The organism is Dyella jiangningensis (assembly GCF_003264855.1).
GTDB lineage: Bacteria > Pseudomonadota > Gammaproteobacteria > Xanthomonadales > Rhodanobacteraceae > Dyella > Dyella jiangningensis_C.
In genome coordinates this window covers 1,253,782-1,271,156 of record NZ_NFZS01000001.1, presented here as the reverse complement: position 1 = coordinate 1,271,156, position 17,375 = coordinate 1,253,782, and the positions used below count along the sequence as shown (strand labels likewise).

Here is a 17,375-nt window from a genome sequence, read left to right as displayed (position 1 = left end):
AAAAAGACATGAGTCAAAGGTCGGCGGTGTTCTGCAGGCCTTTCAGTGTTGTCTTCCCGACGCGTAAAACACGAACCAATCAATAAAGATGACACTTTGTCGTTACAGCCTTCCATCGCGCGATGGAAGCCTTTTGCAACAGGCAAAGCCCGGGGGCTTACGCCCCCAGGCTTGGCTTGACGCTAGATCAAACTGACGGCGCGCAAGAGCGCCAATTACTTCAGTTCGACCGTGGCGCCGGCAGCTTCGAGGTCCTTCTTGAACTTCGCAGCGTCTTCCTTCGAAGCGGCTTCCTTCACGACGCCACCGGCCTCGGTCAGGTCCTTCGCTTCCTTCAGGCCCAGGCCCGTGATGGCGCGGACGGCCTTGATCACGTCGACCTTCTTGTCGCCGGCGCTCTTCAGGATGACGTCGAATTCGGTCTGCTCTTCAGCAGCCGGGCCGGCAGCGGCCGGGCCAGCAGCAACCATCACCGGGGCGGCGGCGGTCACGCCAAACTTCTCTTCGATGGCCTTCACCAGCTCCATCACTTCCATGAGCGACTTGGCGGCAACGGCTTCAACGATCTGTTCGTTGGTCAGGGACATTTTCATTTACCTCTGGAAATTGATTCGATGTAAGTAGGCGGCGAACTTAGGCGGGCTCGACTTCAGCCGGGGCTTCGGCGGCGACTTCGCCACCACCCTGCTTGTCGGCCACGGCCTTGACGACGCGGGCGAACATGGCGGCCGGCTCGGCCAGCACACGTGCCAGCATGGCCAGGGCCTGTTCGCGGGTCGGCAGCGAGGCCAGCACTTCCACGTGCGCGGCCGGCAACAGCTTGCCTTCCACCGACACGAGACGCGGCTTGAGCTTTTCGTTGCCCTTGGCGAATTCCTTGATCAGGCGACCGGCAGCGCCGGGCTCCTCCAACGAGAATGCGTACAGCAGCGGACCGGTCAGGGCGTCCTTGACGACCTCGAACTCGGTACCTGCCACGGCGCGCGAAGCCAGCGTGTTCTTGACAACCTTCAGGAACACGCCCGATTCACGGGCCTTCTTGCGCATCGCGGTCATCTGTTCGACCGTGGTGCCTGCATACTCGGCGGCGACCAAGGAGTGTGCCTTCGCAGCGACTTCTGCCAGCTCGGCGACTACTTCTTGCTTCTGCGAGAGATTCAGAGCCATTTTTCACTCCTCTTATGAACTCCGCTTACGGCTCCTGCCGCTTGCGGTCCTGAGCGACGCCATCCGTGACGTCGGGGACACGGAGTGTCCCGGGTGGTGGCCTTTCCAGAACAGATGAAGCAATTCCAGAAGGGGCAGCACCATCTACGCAGGCCAGATCCGCTGGGGACCCGATTAAGCGAACCCGCTAGCCACGACGGCGTTTCCTTGCCAACACGAGCTCCCTGCTCGTCGTCGTGGCGCGCTGATCGCGCCTGCGGTCTTTGACGGCGACTCCGGCTTTCACCGGGGCCTGCCTTCAAAAACGTGCCCGCACCGGCGTGATGCCGATGCGGGACTTCAACACTTACTTGGTCGACACCGACAGCGTCGATGCATCGACCGGAACGCCAACGCCCATGGTGGACGACAGCGCGATCTTCTGCAGGTACTGACCCTTGGCCGTGGCCGGCTTGGCCTTCAGCAGGTCGTTGACCAGTGCATTGAGGTTGTCAGCCAGCTGCGAGGCCTCGAACGTGGCCTTGCCGATGGTGGCGTGGATGATGCCCGCCTTGTCGTTGCGGAACTTCACCTGGCCGGCCTTGGCGTTCTTCACGGCCGTGGCGACGTCGGCGGTGACCGAGCCGTCCTTCGGGTTCGGCATCAGGCCACGGGGGCCGAGCAGCTGGCCGAGCTTACCGACCACGCGCATCGCGTCCGGCGTGGCGATCACGCGACCGAAGTCGAGCTCGCCAGCCTGCATGCGCTCGGCCAGGTCGTCCATGCCGACGGCATCGGCGCCGGCGGCCTTGGCGGCCTCGGCCTTCTCACCGGCCGGCACGAACACGGCGACCTTGACGGTCTTGCCGGTGCCGTGCGGCAGCAGCGACGAACCACGAACGCCCTGGTCGGACTTCTTGGCGTCGATGCCCAGACGGACGGCGACGTCCACGGACTCGGAGAACTTGGCCTTGGCGTTGTTCTTGACGATGTTGAGGGCTTCTTCCAGGCCATAGAGCTTGCCCGGCTGCACAGCGGCCTGGGCCGCCTTCATACGCTTCGTGATCTTTGCCATGTCTTAGCCCTCCACCACCAGGCCCATGCTGCGCGCGCTACCGGCAATGGTGCGCACCGCAGCGTCCAGATCAGCAGCCGTGAGATCCGGCTCCTTCTGCTTCGCAACGTCTTCCAGCTGCTTGCGGGTGATCTTGCCGACCTTGTCGGTGTTCGGCTTGGACGAACCCTTGGCGACGCCCGTGACCTTCTTGATCAGGACGGTGGCCGGCGGGGTCTTGGTGATAAAGGTGAAGCTACGGTCCGAATAGGCCGTGATGATCACGGGGATCGGCAGGCCCGGCTCCATCTTCTGCGTGGCGGCATTGAACGCCTTGCAGAATTCCATGATGTTCAGGCCGCGCTGACCGAGGGCGGGACCCACCGGCGGCGACGGGTTGGCCTGACCGGCCTTGACCTGCAGCTTGATGTAGCCAGTTACTTTCTTTGCCATTGGATTTTCCTCGCGAGTTCAAACGCCTTGCGGCTCCTCGCAGTGTTGTCGTCCCTGAGAGAGGAAGGCCCGCTGTCCTGCGAACCTCAAAAACACGGACACGCCGGGCTAAAAGGCCCCAGCGTGAACCGCGCAGTATAGAGACTGATCAAATTTTAAGCAAGCCCCGTGCCGGGGCCGTGATCAGGCCTTCTCGACCTGACCAAACTCCAGTTCGACCGGGGTCGAACGGCCGAAGATCAGCACTGCGACACGCAGGCGACTCTTCTCGTAATTGACTTCCTCGACCACGCCGTTGAAGTCGTTGAACGGACCGTCGATGACCCGGACCATCTCGCCGGGCTCGAACAGCACCTTCGGCTTGGGCTTCTCGACGCCTTCGCGGACGCGGCTCAGGATGGCGTCGGCCTCGGAATCGCGGATCGGCAGCGGACGATCGGCGGTTCCGCCGATGAAACCCATCACCTTCGGGGTTTCCTTGACCAGATGCCAGCACTCGTCGTCGATGCGCGGTGCCTTGCCCTCGGTGTCCGTCTCGATCTGCACGAGAACGTAACCCGGGAAGAACTTGCGCTCGCTGCGGCGCTTCTGGCCGCTGCGCATTTCGATGACCTCTTCGGTCGGCACCAGCACTTCGCCGAACTTCTCTTCCATGCCGGCGCGGCGAATCCGCTCGTCCAGCGAGCGCTTCACCTGGTTCTCGAAGCCCGAGTAGGCGTGCACCACATACCAACGCTTGCTCATGCCATCACCTCACGTACCGAGCTTGAGCAGCCAGTCGAGCACGACCGACTTCAGGATCAGATCGATCAGGCCCAGCAACAGCGACAAGACAATGACCACGACCATGATGATGCCGGTAGTCTTGAGGGTCTCGTCGCGGGTGGGCCAGACCACCTTGCGCATTTCGAACTGCGATTCGCCGAGGAAGCTGCGCACGCGGCGACCCGGAGCCGTGAAAGCGCCAATGGCCAGTGCAGCCACCAGCGCGACCAGTACGCCAAGCAGGCGCACCGACTGCGGGATGGAGCCGTCGGCACCGAACCACGAATACGCAAAAATGCCGGCAGCCAGCACCAGCACGGCCAGCACCAGCTTGGCGATATCGGCGCCGCTGGCGCCCTTGGTCGGTTCGGCCTTCGTATTCATGCGACAGGATCGGATGACAGAGGCATTGACCGGGTTACGGTCCGTATGCCATCCACCATCCGTCGTGGGTCCTCGGGAAGATGGCACGCCAGGAGGGACTCGAACCCCCAACCTGCGGTTTTGGAGACCGCTGCTCTGCCAATTGAGCTACTGGCGTATTCAAAAAATGGGTGAAGTCGCTCGCCTTGCCGCTGCAAGGTGGCGCCTTTCGGCCCCTTCTCAAGGCGAGGGACCGAAGCCTCTCACCCTGGATCCTTGCAGCCCGCGCAGCGGGCGACTTCCCAGTCTACAGCTTACTTGATGACCTTGGCCACCACGCCGGCGCCGACGGTACGGCCGCCTTCGCGGATCGCGAAGCGCAGGCCCTGGTCCATGGCGATCGGGTGGATCAGGGTGACAACCATCTTGATGTTGTCGCCCGGCATGACCATCTCGACGCCTTCCGGCAGCTCGATGGCGCCGGTCACGTCGGTCGTGCGGAAGTAGAACTGCGGGCGGTAGCCCTTGAAGAACGGGGTGTGACGGCCACCTTCGTCCTTCGACAGCACGTAGACCTCAGCCTCGAAGTCGGTGTGCGGGGTGATCGTGCCCGGCTTGGCCAACACCTGGCCGCGCTCGACGTCGTCGCGCTTGAGGCCGCGGAGCAGCAGACCGACGTTGTCGCCTGCCTGACCCTGGTCCAGCAGCTTGCGGAACATTTCCACGCCCGTGACGGTGGTCTTCTGGGTCGGGCGGATGCCGACCACTTCCACTTCGTCACCGACCTTGATGATGCCGCGCTCGATACGACCGGTCACCACGGTGCCGCGGCCCGAGATCGAGAACACGTCTTCCACCGGCATCAGGAACGGCTGGTCAATGGCGCGCTCCGGCTCCGGAATGTACGTGTCCAGCGCGTCCACCAGCTTCATGATCGCCGGTTCGCCCATCTCCGACTGGTCGCCTTCCAGCGCCAGCTTCGCCGAACCCTTGATGATCGGCGTGTCGTCGCCCGGGAAGTCGTACTTCGACAGCAGTTCGCGCACTTCCATCTCGACCAGCTCGAGCAGCTCGGCGTCGTCCACCATGTCGCACTTGTTCAGGAACACGATGATGTACGGAACGCCAACCTGACGCGCCAGCAGGATGTGCTCACGCGTTTGCGGCATCGGGCCGTCTGCGGCCGAGCACACCAGGATCGCGCCGTCCATCTGCGCCGCACCCGTGATCATGTTCTTCACGTAGTCGGCGTGGCCCGGGCAGTCGACGTGCGCGTAGTGGCGGTTCGCCGTTTCGTACTCGACGTGCGCGGTGTTGATCGTGATACCGCGCGCCTTCTCTTCCGGCGCCGCGTCGATCGCGTCATACGCCTTGAATTCGCCGCCGAAACGCTCTGCACCCACCTTGGTCAGCGCAGCCGTCAGCGTCGTCTTGCCGTGGTCCACGTGACCAATCGTGCCGACGTTGACGTGCGGCTTGGTGCGTTCGAATTTACCCTTTGCCATACGTCTAAAACCCCGATGGAGTCGAAAGAAGAAAAGTGGAAATACCCGCGGACCGCGGTGAGATGGTGCTCATGACTGGAATCGAACCAGCGACCTCTTCCTTACCAAGGAAGTGCTCTACCGACTGAGCTACATGAGCACGGAAACACCTTAAGACGACTTCAATGGAGCGGGAGACGGGAATCGAACCCGCACCATCAGCTTGGAAGGCTGAGGTTCTACCATTGAACTACTCCCGCCTGGTTGAATCAGCCTTTGCGGAAATCGTCTGGTGGAGGGAGGTGGATTCGAACCACCGAAGGCGTAAGCCAGCAGATTTACAGTCTGCCCCCGTTGGCCGCTTGGGTATCCCTCCAACAAAGAACGGCTATTGTGTGGATCAGGCCCGTGGCTGTCAACACCTGCCGCGGAAAAAATGACGCTTTCGCGCGAGTTTTTTCACGCAAGTCCGGTCTTGTTTTCAGACGCCCTCGGCCACGTGGCGGTCGACCAGCAATTCCATGTCTTTGGACAGCTCCATCAGCTTCATCGCCTGCTGCTGCAGCTGCTGTTCCTTCTCGTCGCGCGGCTGCCAGGCGGGCACCGGCGTGGGCTTGCCGTCGGGCGCATCGAGTGCGACGAACACCATCACGCAACTGGTGGCGAGATGGTGCTCATCCTTCTTCAGGTCGCGCGCCAGCACGTCCACCGCCATGTGCATGCTGGAGCGACCGGTGTGGATGAGGCGCGCGCGCACGGTGACCAGGTCGCCGATCAGGATGGGTGCGACGAACTGGATGCCGCTGACTGACGCCGTCACGCAGTACGCCCCGCTCCAGGCCACGGCGCATGCGTAACCAGCCTGATCGATCCATTTCATCACCATGCCGCCGTGCACCTTGCCACCGAAGTTGACGTCGGAAGGCTGGGCGAGAAAACGGAAGTTCACTTCGTGCTGCTTGCCAGGCATGGACCGGGTTCTCCAGGGGCGTGCGGGATGAGTGCGCGAATTATGCGCCCGGCTGCGACGGAAAAGGCCATGACGGCCTACCGCAAGGGGCCATGGCGATGCCTTGGCGCGCGTACCCGATAGATCATGGGCACGGTGACGAGCTTGCTGCGCGGCACTTTCGCCGAAGCATTGGGCTCGAAACCCAGACGCAGGTAGACCGGTACGGCACCGATGGCGGCATTGAGCGTGAAGTACCGCGTGCCGGCGCGGCGGACGCTGTCCGTCAGCACCCGCCGCCAGAGTTTCCTGGCGATGCCCCGCCCTTGATATCGCGTTCCGACGAACAGCTGGAACACATGACTGTCTTCACGTATGGCGACGACGCCGGCGAGCACATCGCCGACGAACGCGAGGTGGAAGCGTTGGCCATCGGCCATCTTCCGTCGAATCGCCCTGGCGCTCATGCCGGCCAGCAAAGGACCGGCCGCCTCGGCCGGTTGCTCTGGCAGGATCCATCGCCGGACCACGCGCCGCGCCAGCACGCCGATGGCTGGCGCATCCCCGGGGCCCGCCAGCCGCATGTGGAGGTTTTGCCTCATGCGCCCGATCTCATCATGCCGGGCCATGAAGCAACAAGACAAACGCAGCACCGCATGAACCGCGACGCGGCGCACAAACGGCCGTCCAAATGGCTTGCCGAAGCATGGCCGCGCGTGGCTATATGGGCGTGTCTGAGGGGGACCCCATGCTCTTGCGCAGCATCGCTTCGAGGCTGTCTCTGTGGGTGCTGGCCGGCTCCGTCTCGGTGCTGGCGGTGGCCGGCGGCGTGCTGTTCTATCGGGTCAGCCACCAGATCCTCGAACAAGCCCACGGCGAAGCCACGGCCATGGCTAGCGAAGCGGGCAACCGCATCGAGCAGCGGCTCGCCCGCGTGGCGGATACCGCGCAGACGCTCGCCGCCGTGATCGGTCCACGGCCGGACGACGCGGCGGTAATGCTTCGCGATGCACTTGCGCGCAACGCCGACCTGTCCGGCCTCGCGGCGGCTTTCGTGCCCATGGCAGACAATCCGCCGATCTCGCCATTCATCAGTCGCCAGGAGAATGGCTCGCTGGATGCACGCGATCTTCGCAAGGACGACAACCCCTACTGGGAAAAAAACTGGTTTTTGGCCGGCCTGAGCTGTTCGCAAGGCTGCTGGCAGCGACACTTCTATTCGCAGTCGCGCAAACGCGAGCTGATCAATTATTCCGTGGCGATCAGCCGTGCCGGCCACCCGGTCGGCCTGATCAATGCCGACGTTTCGCTGGACTGGTTGAGCCGCATCCTGCTGGACCTGAGCAAGCCCGCGGGCGCCTATGCCTTCGTGCTGGACGACAACGGCACCTACCTGGTCCACGACAACCCCGCCCTGATCGGCCAGCGCGGGCATGCCGAACTGCTGCAGGCGGCGGCGCAACACCAGGCTTCCCGCGTGCGCCTGGCCGTTGCCCAGAACCCGCAGGCCCGGGGCAAACCGGTGTGGATCTATTTCAGTCCCATCGAAGGCACCCGCTGGCGCTTTGGCCTGGTCATACCGGAGGCCACGATCTACGCCGGCGCACGGCAGGCGTTCACCCGCGTGCTGGCACTGGGCCTGCTGGCGCTGCTGGCGCTCGCGGTGGTCACCCTCGCGGTGACGCGGCGCATCCTTGCCCCGCTCGGCACCCTCGCCTCCCGCGCCGAGGAAGTGGCGCGCGGCGCGCTCTCCTTCGAACTGCCGCCTGCGCGTTTTCCCGATGAAGTCGGTCGCTTGACGCACGCTTTCGACCGCATGCGCACGGAACTGGCGCTGCATATCGCCGAGCTCACCCGCAATGCGCGCGAACAGCAGCGCCTCGCCAGCGAACTCGATATCGCGCACCAGATCCAGACCGCCCTGTTGCCGGGCGAGCACTACCTCGATGCGCATTGCGAGAATTTCGAGCTGCACGCCTTGTTGCGCCCCGCGCGGGCCGTCGGCGGCGATCTCTACAGCTACTTCATGCTCAACGAGCGGCGCTTCTGCGTGATGGTGGGCGATGTGTCGGACAAAGGCATTCCCGCCGCCTTGTTCATGGCCCGCACGATCACGCTCGCCAAGGCCCTGGCTCCCAGGGCGCGCACGCCACAGCATCTCCTGTCGATGCTCAACGTGGAGCTATGCCGCAACAATGACAGCTGCATGTTCGTGAGCCTGCTGTGCGGCATGCTCGATACGTTCACGGGCGAACTGGTCATGGCCAGCGCAGGGCACGAGCCGCCGGTGCTGTGCGATGGCGATGGCGCCCGCCTGATCGATCTGGATACCGGCGCCGCGCTTGGCCTCGACGACGAAGCCAGCTACCCGTCCCGCGCGTTGCGCCTGCAGCCCGAGCAGACCTTGCTGCTCTACACGGACGGCATTACCGAGGCGTCGGACACCCAGCAGGCGATGTTCGGCACCGAACGCATGCTTGCCTGCCTTGAGCGTTCGTCATCGCGCAGCGCGGCCGATCTGGCCGGCGGCCTGCTGGCGGAGGTGGATCGCTTTGCCGAGGGTGCGGGACAGGCGGACGACATCACCGTTCTCGCGCTGAGCTGGCATCATGCCCTCGACGACAGGAACTCGCCCATGCTGGACCTGACCATCAATGCGTCGATGGATGATGTGTTCGAGACGCTGGATCGTTGCGACGCGTCCCTGCAGGCCCAGGGAGTGACGCCGGACGTGCGCGATGACATCCGCCTGGTGCTGGAAGAATTGATGGTGAACATGGTGGAGCACGGCCGCATCCGCGAGACGGGCGAGACCATCGACCTGCACATGCGGCTGGGCGACGGCGCCGTATTCGTCGAGCTTCACCACGATGGACAACCTTTCGATCCGTTGCAGGCGCCCTTGCCCGCGCTGACCGGCGATATCGCCGACCAGGAAGAAGTAGGCGGCCTGGGCATTCATCTGGTCCGCGCCATGGCGAGCGAGCTCAGCTACAGCCATGACGAGCAAGGCAATCATCTGCAATTGCGTTTCCTCCATCCTGCACGTACGGAGCCACAACCATGACGCTCAGCCTGAGCACTGAAAGCGAGTCGCCCGACCGCACCACGCTGCACCTGCATGGCCGGCTCGACGCACAGACCTTTGGCGAGTTCGACCTCGCCGCCCTGGACCTGCTGCCGCGGGTGGCGGATGGCGGCACGGTGGTGCTCGATCTCTCCGCACTCGACTACATCAGCAGCGCCGGCCTGCGCAGCATCGCGAAGATCAGGAAAAGCATGCGTGCCCGCGGCGGCCATACCTTGCTGCTGAACCCGCAGCCGCAGGTGCAGAAAGTATTCGAGATCGTGAAGGCGGTACCGGTGAACGAGGTGTTCGCCAGCGCCAGGGAACTGGACGCCTACCTCGACCACATGCAACGCCAGATCACGGGCGACAGCATCGAAGACTGAAACGATAAAAAAAACGGGCCGCGATGCGGCCCGTCTGTCTGCTTGCCAGTGTGCGTCGCGCTCAGACGTTGAACAGGAAGTGCAACACGTCGCCATCCTTCACGACGTAATCCTTGCCTTCCTTGCGCAGGCGACCCGCCGCGGCGGCACCCGCCTCGCCCTTGTACTGGATGAAGTCGTCGTAGCTCATCGTCTCGGCGCGAATGAAGCCGCGCTCGAAATCGGTGTGGATCACGCCCGCCGCCTGCGGCGCGGTGAAGCCACGCTTGATGGTCCAGGCGCGCACTTCCTTCACGCCGGCGGTGAAGTAGGTCTGCAGGTTGAGCAGCTTGTAACCGGCGCGGATCACGCGGTTCAGGCCCGGCTCCTCCAGGCCCAGGTCCGTCAGGAATTCGTCGCGGTCGGCGTCGTCCAGCTGCGAGAGCTCTTCTTCGATGGCCGCACACACCGGCACCACTTCGGCGCCCTCGGTCACGGCGCGTGCGCGCACGGCGTCCAGGTGCGGGTTGTTCTCGAAGCCGTCCTCACGCACGTTGGCGATGTACATCAGCGGCTTGAGCGTAAGCAGGAACAGGTCGCGTACCAGCGCCTTTTCCTCGTCGTCCAGGCCCAGGCTACGCGCGGACTTGCCCTCGTTGAGACCGGCGGCGAGCTTCTGCAGCACCGGCTTCTTGGCGATCGCTTCCTTGTCGTTGGCCTTGGCGGAACGCTCGGCGCGGTTCAGCGCCTTTTCGACCGAATCGAGGTCGGCCAGCGCCAGCTCGGTATCGATGGTTTCGATATCGGCGATCGGGTCGACCTTGCCGGCCACGTGGATGATGTCGGTGTGCTCGAAGCAGCGCACCACGTGCGTGATGGCGTCCACTTCGCGGATGTGCGCGAGGAACTTGTTGCCCAGGCCTTCGCCCTTGGAGGCGCCAGCCACCAGGCCGGCGATGTCCACGAACTCGACGGCGGTCGGGATCACCTTCTGCGGATTGACGATATCCGACAGCGCCTTCAGGCGCGGGTCGGGCACCGGCACCACGCCCACGTTCGGCTCGATGGTGCAGAACGGGTAGTTCGCGGCGGCGATGCCGGCCTTGGTCAGTGCATTGAAGAGGGTGGACTTGCCGACGTTAGGCAGGCCGACGATGCCGCATTTGATGCCCATGGAAACTCCGCAAAGCTGTGTCAGGCAACGGACGATGGCTTAGGCGTGCGCCTTAGGCCTTCGTGCCCGCCGCCGGTGTGTGTAGTTGTTGCATGGCCTTGTCGAACTGGCCATCGACCGCCAGCGGCAGCACGTCGAGCGCGCGCGCGATGCCGTCGACGATGGCGTCCTCATCCTTGGCCGAGGGGCGACCGAGCACCCACGGCGTGACCTTGTCCTTGTGGCCGGGATGGCCAATGCCCACGCGCATGCGATGGAACTTGGCGTGCCCGAGGTGCGCGATGATGTCGCGCAGGCCGTTCTGGCCGCCGTGGCCACCGTCGAACTTCATCCGCACGGTGCCGGGATCCAGATCCAGCTCGTCGTGCGCGACGAGGCATTCGTCCGGCTCGATCTTGTAGTAGCGCAACGCCGACGCAACGGCGATGCCGCTCTTGTTCATGAAGGTGGAAGGCTTGAGCAGCCACACCGACTGGCCGCCGATGCGGACCTTGCAGGTCTCGCCATGCAGCTTGCCGTCGAAACCGAAGCGCTCGCCCTGCCCTGATGCCAGGGCGTCAACAAACCAGAACCCGGCGTTGTGCCGGGTTCGGAGATATTCGGCACCGGGATTGCCCAGTCCGACAATGAGTCGCAGACCCGCCATAGGATCGTGGCGGCCCGCGTTCGAAGGAACGCGGGCCGCTGCGACTTACTTCTTGGCTTCCGGCGCCGGAGCGGCGGCAGCGTCGCCCTCGGCCGGGGCTTCTTCGACTTCTTCCTTCACCGCGTTGGCGGTGACGACCGCGATGTCGTGGTCCGCACCCAGGTGCAGCGCGACGATTTCCACGCCCTTCGGCAGCTTCAGCTGCGACAGGTGGACGATGTCGCCCGGCTTCAGGTCGGTCAGGTCGAGTTCGATGAACTCCGGCAGGTCCTTCGGCAGGCAGGAGACTTCCACTTCCGTCAGGTTGTGCGAGATCACCACACCCGAGGTCTTGGCGGCGGCGGACTTTTCCTGGTTCAGGAAGTGCACCGGCACGTTGATGTGGATGGCCTTGTTCTGGTCGACGCGCTGGAAGTCCATGTGCAGCATCTGCAGCTTGTACGGATGCTTCTGCCAGTCACGCACCAGCACCTTCTCGACCTTGCCGTCGACGTTCAGGTCGAGCACCGAGGAGAAGAACCACTCGTGCTTGGCGGAAAGAAGGATGGTGTTGTGTTCGATCTGGATGCTCTGCGGGGCCTGGCCGGCACCGTAGACAACGGCAGGCACGAAGCCGGCATGACGCAGGCGGCGGCTCGCACCTTTCCCCTCGTCATTACGGGCCGTAGCCTTGATTTCGTGAGTCGTAGCCATGTTGGTATTGCCTATCAGTAGTGAACCGCCTCGCGGCGGTCGTGCGACTCCCCCGCGACCAGAGGAGCCGTGAAGCAGCGGCCGGCTGATGCCCGCCGCGGAAACTCAGTCGATGTACAACGAGCTCACCGACTCGCCGAAGGCGATGCGGCGGATCGTTTCCGCCAGCAGCTCGGCGACCGAGAGCTGACGGATCTTGCTGCACGAGGCGATGTCCGGCCGCAGCGGCAAGGTGTTGGTGACCACCAGCTGGTCGAGCTGGGAGCCTTCGATGTTCTTCAGCGCCGCGCCCGACAGCACCGGGTGCACGCAGTACGCCACCACCTTGCGGGCGCCGCGCTCCTTGAGCGCCGCGGCAGCCGCACACAGAGTGCCGGCGGTGTCGACGATGTCGTCGACCAGCACGCAGGTCTGGCCTTCGACTTCACCGATGATGTTCATCACTTCGGCGACGTTCGCCTTCGGACGGCGCTTGTCGATGATCGCCAGGTCCGCGTCGTCGAGGCGCTTGGCCATCGCACGGGCGCGCACCACGCCGCCGACGTCCGGGCTGACCACGATCAGGTCGTCCATGCTGTGGTTGCGCCAGATGTCCGCCAGCAGCACCGGCGAGGCATAGACGTTGTCCACCGGGATGTCGAAGAAGCCCTGGATCTGGTCCGCGTGCAGGTCGACCGTGAGCACGCGATCCACACCCACGGTGCCGATCATCTTGGCCACCATCTTCGCCGTGATCGGCACGCGCGCCGAGCGCGGGCGACGATCCTGGCGGGCATAGCCGAAGTACGGCATTACCGCGGTGACGCTGGCTGCCGAGGCGCGCTTGAGCGCGTCCACCAGGGTCAGCATCTCGAACAGGTTTTCCGCGCTCGGCGCGCCCGTGGGCTGCAGCACGAACACTTCCTGCCGGCGGACGTTCTCTTCGATCTCCACCTGGGTCTCGCCGTCGCTGAAGCGACCGACGAGCGCCTTGCCCAGGGGCACGCCAAGACGCTGGGCGACATCCTCGGCAAGCGCGCGATGGGCGTTGCCGGTGAAGAGCATCGGACCTGACGTATCGACAGTCATGTTTTAGGAACCTGATGAGCCACGTGTGAAATGGCTGGGGCGGAAGGATTCGAACCTTCGCATGCAGGAATCAAAATCCTGTGCCTTAACCAGCTTGGCGACGCCCCAGTAGAAACTGGATTTTCCTACCCTGCCGCTCCGTCGACGCCGCGATGGCGCGCCAGGGCGACAAGCAGCGGAGAGACGTCCTCGCCCTTGGCCACATGGGCCGTAAACCGGGCGGGACAGCGCTCCGCGATGGCCTCGGCACGTTCCGGGGAGTCCGTCTCCAGGAACACACACGCACCGCTGCCGGAAAGCCTTGCCCGGCCGAAGCCGTCGAGCCAGTCCAACGCCGCGGCTACGCGCGGGTGTCGCGCGCGAACCACGGGCGCGAACGCGTTCTCGACCGTTTCGCCCGAAGCAAAGGATGAAATTGTGGCGGGCGGAGCATTTCGTGTCAATTCAGACGCTTGAAAAAGCGCTCCGGTCGGCACGTGTTCGTGGGGGTCCAGTACCACGTACCAGCGCTCCGGCAGGGCCATGGGCGTGAGCTTTTCGCCAATGCCCTCCGCCCAGGCTGAACGGCCACGCACGAACACCGGAACGTCGGCTCCCAGCTGGCGACCCAGCTCGGCCAGGTCGTCCTCGTCCAGATCGGCGTCCCACAGGCGATTGAGGGCCACCAGCACCGTGGCCGCATCCGAACTGCCGCCGCCCAGGCCGCCGCCCATGGGGATGCGCTTCTCCACTTCGATGTCCACGCCGGAACCGGCCGGCGCATGGGGTTGCAGCAGGCGCGCGACGCGCACCACCAGGTCGGTCTCGGCCGGTACGCCGGGGACGTCGGTCAGGCGATGGATTTCACCGTCGCGCCGGGGGCGCAAACGGATCTCGTCGCCCCAGTCGAGCAGGCGGAACACGGTCTGCAGGTCGTGGTAGCCGTCAGGCCGACGACCGGTGATGCGCAGGAACAGGTTCACCTTGGCGGGCGCCGGCCAGACGGTCCAGTCGGCCGGATCGGGCGGCGGCAACGGCCGGCTCATGAAGACGCGCAAGTCGTCCGGAAAACCGTTCTCGCGGTCGCGTTCGCGGTAGAAGGCGAACTCGGGGAGGGTTTTGTCCATCACGGCGAAGCCGTGTTTCGCATAGAACGGCGCGTTCCAGGGCACGTCGGACAGCGTCCCGAGGTCGACCCGGTGATAGCCCGCCATGCGGGCCCAGCCGCAGGCGTATTCCAACAGGGCCGCGCCGATGCCGCGCTGGCCGTGCGAGGGGAGCACATCCATTTCGGCGACGCCGATGGCATGGCCGCCCTGCTCCGCGTCCAGCCAGATGAAGCCGACGGGTTCGCCCGAGCCGATCACGGCGACCCATACCAGGCCGCGCGCGATCGCTTCGCGCAGCACCTCGGGCGGCACCGAGACGTCGCGGTAAGAGCGCCAGGCGCGATGGCCGCGGAACAGCTCAACGGCGGCGCGTTCGATGGCGCAGAGGGCATCGACCTGATCGGGTTGGGCACGTTCGATGTGGAAGGTCATGCTATTTGCTCTTCCTCCTCTCCCCGCTGGGGAGAGGATCGAGGTGAGGGGTGGGTGCTCGCGGCAAGGGCGGCTACAAAGCGCTCGTCACTGGCGGGTTATCGCAAGATTGGCCCCTCACCCTGCCCTCTCCCCCGAGGGGAGAGGGAAAAAGATCGGATTACTGGAAGTTCCAGGATTCCACCGACAGCTTCACCTTGTTCGGCGGGTTTTCGGCGAACACCTTGCTCGGCACGGCCTGCGGGTGCGTGGTGTCCCAAGCGGGATAGCTCACGATCCAGCCATCCTGGGACAGCTGCGAAGGCAGGCCATCGGGGCCGAACTTCAGCTCGGCCGGTCCGCTGTCGGCACGCAGGCCCAGCGCCCAGGCGCGCAGGTCACGCAGCGGCACATGCCAGCCCAGTGCCTTTTCCACCAGCGATTCGGCGTCCGGGCTGCGTACCGGGCCGCCCTCCAGGCCATCAAGCACGGCGCCGTCAGGCGTCACGCTCAAGCGAAAGCTCTTGGCGCCCACCGGGCCCCGCACGACGAAGTCGTAGTTGTCGCCGTTCTGGGTCCAGGTCAGCGTGCCGCTACCGCCGTCGCTCTTGCCGTTGACCTGGCCGGACACGCCGATCTTGCCCTGCAGTACCCAGTGGTCGACCTTGGCCAGCTGATGTTCGCGGGCGCGTTGTTGATCGAGCAGCACGGCGTAGTCGGCCTGGACCGGACGCACGGCTTCCTTGTGGACGCACGCGGCCAGCAGCAGCGGCAACGCTGCCGCGAGTAGACGAACGGGGAGCTTCATGGATTGAGGCGCTTGAGAGTGTTGTGGAGGGTGGCGCTTTGCGGGTCGATCTTACGCACTTCGTCGAATACGCGCCGCGCATCTTCCTGGCGTCCCTGCTTCCACAGCACTTCACCCAGATGCACGCCGACATCGGCATCCTTGCGAGCGGTCCATGCCCCGCGCAGCGACTTTTCCGCCTGGTCCAGATGTCCGAGGCGGTATTGCAGCCAGCCCCAGGAATCCTCGATCGCCGGGTCGTTCGGACGTGCCGCGCGCGCCGATTCGATCAGGCGCTGCGCCTCCGGCAGGTCGCGATTGGCGTCGGCGAGCGTGAAGCCCAGCGCATTGCTGGCGTCGGTGTCGTCGGGCTTGAGTTGCAGCAGATGCCTGAAATCGCTCACGGCGTGATCGATGTCACCGGATTCGGCAAAGGCGAGGCCGCGACCGTAGAGCAGCGCAGGATCGTCCGGCGTCACCTGCAACGCGCGACTGAACGAGCGCTCGGCCTGGGCGTACTGCTGCTCGTTCATGTACAGCTCGGCGTCCACCTCGTAGGCGCGACGCAGCAGGGCCGGCTGGTCGAGATAGTCGGTCTGCATCTGCGCCAGCTGTTCGTGGGCTTCGGCGCTGCGGCCGAGGTCCTGCAGCAGCACGGCGCTGCGCACGTCCGCGTCGAAGGCATGGTCGTCGTCATCCGCGACCTGGTCGTACCACTTCAGCGCTTCTTCCTTCTTGTCGAGCATCTCGGCGAGCTGGCCGAGCAGGAAGGCATTGCTCTGGCGCACGTCCTCGGAGGAGCGCTGGATCTGGCCGTAGAGGCGCGTGATCGTCTTGGTGTCGTTGGCGCGCGCGGCCAGGGCGGCGCGCATGGCGTAGATGTCGGCATCCTGCGGGCCGTTGTCCAGCAGCTTCGCGGCCGCGGCGTAGTCGCCACCCTGCCCCAGCAGCGTGGCGTAGGCCAGGCGCAGGTGAGTGTTCTTCGGATCCTTGGCCATCGCCTTGTCGAACAACGCCTTGGCGCCAAGCTTGTCGCCATCGTGGTACTTCATCTGGCCCAGCCAGGCGTAGGTCTCGCCCGTGCCGAAACGCTTCACGGCGCCCTCAGCGATCTGCAGGGCATAGGCGTGGCGGCCGAGCTTGTCGCCCAGCTCGCTCATCGCCAGCCAGGCCTGCGGGTCGGCCGGCAATCGCTGGGGCGTCGCGACGGCTTCGAGCAGTTGCGCCGCCTGGGCCGGATCGCGGCTGCCGACCAGGACCCGCCCGAACTGGCGCCAGGCGTCCGGATCACCGGTGCCGACCAGCAGCTCGAGCTGACGGCGGGCTTCGTCGGTGTTGCCCTGGCTCAGCGCGAGCTGGGCGCGCGCCTGGGCCAAGCCGGCGGGCTTGGCTCCGAGCGCCTGCCAGCGGTTGATGGCCGCTTCGGCCGCCGGGGCGTCGCGTATGGCGACCGCCAGCGCGGCGGCCTGCTCGGCCACCTTGGGGTCGTTGGAGAGCATCATGGCCCGGCCGTAGGTCGCCGAGGCCGTCTTGAGATCGGTGCGGGTGAGCGCCATCTCGCCGGCAAGGAGCTGGGCGAGCAGGTCATGGTCTTCATCGGGGGTGACGACCACCAGCTTGTCCAGGGGCTGGCTGGACGCATTGGCCTGGTGCCTCGCTCCGCCCGGCACCGAAGCGCATCCGGCCAGCACCAGAGCCACCATGCCGCCGATCGCAAAATGCCGCACTTGCTTGAACTTGGACCACCTGCTCAGCACACTATTCTCCGCTCATCCGTCTGTGTTGGCCGCCACCACTGTAGAACGGCCGGTGCCAAAACCTAGTTTACGCTGCCGGATGCCCCCCCGCCTCGAATTGCCCTG

At 64.9% G+C, this 17,375-nt stretch carries 18 protein-coding genes and 5 tRNA genes; 2 read left to right on the top strand and 21 right to left on the bottom strand.

Features of this window, described 5'->3' with window-relative positions; genetic code table 11:
* Window positions 1–215: 215 nt before the first annotated feature.
* The 13 genes from rplL to CA260_RS05540 form a co-directional block, all read right to left on the bottom strand.
* On the bottom strand, window positions 216–587 hold the full coding sequence (gene rplL, locus CA260_RS05600; RefSeq protein WP_038620464.1) for a 50S ribosomal protein L7/L12: 372 nt from the start codon (window positions 585–587) through the stop codon (window positions 216–218).
* 46 nt (window positions 588–633) lie between these two features.
* Window positions 634–1,167, bottom strand: a complete 534-nt coding sequence (gene rplJ / locus CA260_RS05595; RefSeq protein ID WP_111981397.1) for a 50S ribosomal protein L10 — start codon at window positions 1,165–1,167, stop codon at window positions 634–636.
* A 346-nt stretch (window positions 1,168–1,513) separates the two neighbouring features.
* Window positions 1,514–2,221 (bottom strand): 50S ribosomal protein L1, encoded by a 708-nt coding sequence (gene rplA, locus CA260_RS05590; RefSeq protein ID WP_111981396.1) that lies wholly within the window; start codon window positions 2,219–2,221, stop codon window positions 1,514–1,516.
* Between the two features lie 3 nt (window positions 2,222–2,224).
* A complete protein-coding gene (gene rplK / locus CA260_RS05585) occupies window positions 2,225–2,653 on the bottom strand; it encodes a 50S ribosomal protein L11 (RefSeq protein ID WP_038620472.1) in 429 nt (142 codons plus the stop codon).
* 183 nt (window positions 2,654–2,836) lie between these two features.
* Window positions 2,837–3,397 carry a transcription termination/antitermination protein NusG gene (nusG, locus tag CA260_RS05580; RefSeq protein ID WP_111981395.1) on the bottom strand — a complete coding sequence of 187 codons (561 nt, stop codon included), beginning with the start codon at window positions 3,395–3,397 and terminating at the stop codon, window positions 2,837–2,839.
* 9 nt (window positions 3,398–3,406) lie between these two features.
* On the bottom strand, window positions 3,407–3,802 hold the full coding sequence (gene secE / locus CA260_RS05575; protein ID WP_111981394.1) for a preprotein translocase subunit SecE: 396 nt from the start codon (window positions 3,800–3,802) through the stop codon (window positions 3,407–3,409).
* Window positions 3,803–3,883: 81 nt separating this feature from the next.
* Window positions 3,884–3,959: transfer RNA gene (locus CA260_RS05570), tRNA-Trp, on the bottom strand.
* A 136-nt stretch (window positions 3,960–4,095) separates the two neighbouring features.
* Window positions 4,096–5,286: an elongation factor Tu gene (gene tuf / locus CA260_RS05565; protein WP_111981393.1), complete on the bottom strand. Its 1,191-nt coding sequence runs from the start codon at window positions 5,284–5,286 to the stop codon at window positions 4,096–4,098.
* A 63-nt stretch (window positions 5,287–5,349) separates the two neighbouring features.
* A tRNA-Thr gene (locus CA260_RS05560) sits at window positions 5,350–5,425 on the bottom strand.
* Window positions 5,426–5,451: 26 nt separating this feature from the next.
* Window positions 5,452–5,525 (bottom strand) — tRNA-Gly (locus CA260_RS05555).
* A 30-nt stretch (window positions 5,526–5,555) separates the two neighbouring features.
* Window positions 5,556–5,641: transfer RNA gene (locus CA260_RS05550), tRNA-Tyr, on the bottom strand.
* Between the two features lie 105 nt (window positions 5,642–5,746).
* Window positions 5,747–6,235 carry an acyl-CoA thioesterase gene (locus CA260_RS05545; RefSeq protein WP_111981392.1) on the bottom strand — a complete coding sequence of 163 codons (489 nt, stop codon included), beginning with the start codon at window positions 6,233–6,235 and terminating at the stop codon, window positions 5,747–5,749.
* A gap of 77 nt (window positions 6,236–6,312) precedes the next feature.
* On the bottom strand, window positions 6,313–6,891 hold the full coding sequence (locus CA260_RS05540) for a GNAT family N-acetyltransferase (RefSeq protein ID WP_238149615.1): 579 nt from the start codon (window positions 6,889–6,891) through the stop codon (window positions 6,313–6,315).
* A gap of 71 nt (window positions 6,892–6,962) precedes the next feature.
* On the opposite strand from CA260_RS05540, the gene CA260_RS05535 reads away from it, so the two are divergent.
* Together CA260_RS05535 and CA260_RS05530 are read left to right on the top strand one after the other, a co-directional pair.
* A complete protein-coding gene (locus CA260_RS05535) occupies window positions 6,963–9,281 on the top strand; it encodes a SpoIIE family protein phosphatase (protein WP_111981390.1) in 2,319 nt (772 codons plus the stop codon).
* Complete coding sequence (locus tag CA260_RS05530) at window positions 9,278–9,667, top strand: STAS domain-containing protein (RefSeq protein ID WP_111981389.1); 390 nt, start codon at window positions 9,278–9,280, stop codon at window positions 9,665–9,667. The genes CA260_RS05535 and CA260_RS05530 overlap by 4 nt, the downstream gene beginning before the upstream one ends.
* 61 nt (window positions 9,668–9,728) lie before the next feature.
* Here CA260_RS05530 and ychF read toward each other — a convergent pair whose 3' ends face one another.
* The 8 genes from ychF to CA260_RS05490 all read right to left on the bottom strand — a co-directional run bounded on the left by ychF (window position 9,729) and on the right by CA260_RS05490 (window position 17,216).
* Entirely contained in the window at window positions 9,729–10,820 is a 1,092-nt protein-coding gene (ychF, locus tag CA260_RS05525) for a redox-regulated ATPase YchF (RefSeq protein ID WP_111981388.1), read from the bottom strand.
* 52 nt (window positions 10,821–10,872) lie between these two features.
* Complete coding sequence (gene pth, locus CA260_RS05520; protein ID WP_111981387.1) at window positions 10,873–11,466, bottom strand: aminoacyl-tRNA hydrolase; 594 nt, start codon at window positions 11,464–11,466, stop codon at window positions 10,873–10,875.
* A gap of 45 nt (window positions 11,467–11,511) precedes the next feature.
* Window positions 11,512–12,159, bottom strand: a complete 648-nt coding sequence (locus tag CA260_RS05515) for a 50S ribosomal protein L25/general stress protein Ctc (RefSeq protein ID WP_111981386.1) — start codon at window positions 12,157–12,159, stop codon at window positions 11,512–11,514.
* A gap of 105 nt (window positions 12,160–12,264) precedes the next feature.
* Complete coding sequence (locus CA260_RS05510) at window positions 12,265–13,203, bottom strand: ribose-phosphate diphosphokinase (RefSeq protein ID WP_111981385.1); 939 nt, start codon at window positions 13,201–13,203, stop codon at window positions 12,265–12,267.
* A 55-nt stretch (window positions 13,204–13,258) separates the two neighbouring features.
* Window positions 13,259–13,335, bottom strand: a tRNA-Gln gene (locus tag CA260_RS05505).
* Between the two features lie 17 nt (window positions 13,336–13,352).
* Window positions 13,353–14,747: a 4-(cytidine 5'-diphospho)-2-C-methyl-D-erythritol kinase gene (ispE, locus tag CA260_RS05500; protein ID WP_111981384.1), complete on the bottom strand. Its 1,395-nt coding sequence runs from the start codon at window positions 14,745–14,747 to the stop codon at window positions 13,353–13,355.
* Between the two features lie 160 nt (window positions 14,748–14,907).
* The gene (lolB, locus tag CA260_RS05495) at window positions 14,908–15,534 is read right to left on the bottom strand and encodes a lipoprotein insertase outer membrane protein LolB (protein ID WP_111981383.1); all 627 of its coding nucleotides are present in this window, start codon (window positions 15,532–15,534) and stop codon (window positions 14,908–14,910) included.
* Window positions 15,531–17,216, bottom strand: a complete 1,686-nt coding sequence (locus CA260_RS05490; protein ID WP_111983022.1) for a tetratricopeptide repeat protein — start codon at window positions 17,214–17,216, stop codon at window positions 15,531–15,533. Before CA260_RS05490 ends, lolB begins: the two co-directional genes overlap by 4 nt.
* Window positions 17,217–17,375: the final 159 nt, after the last annotated feature.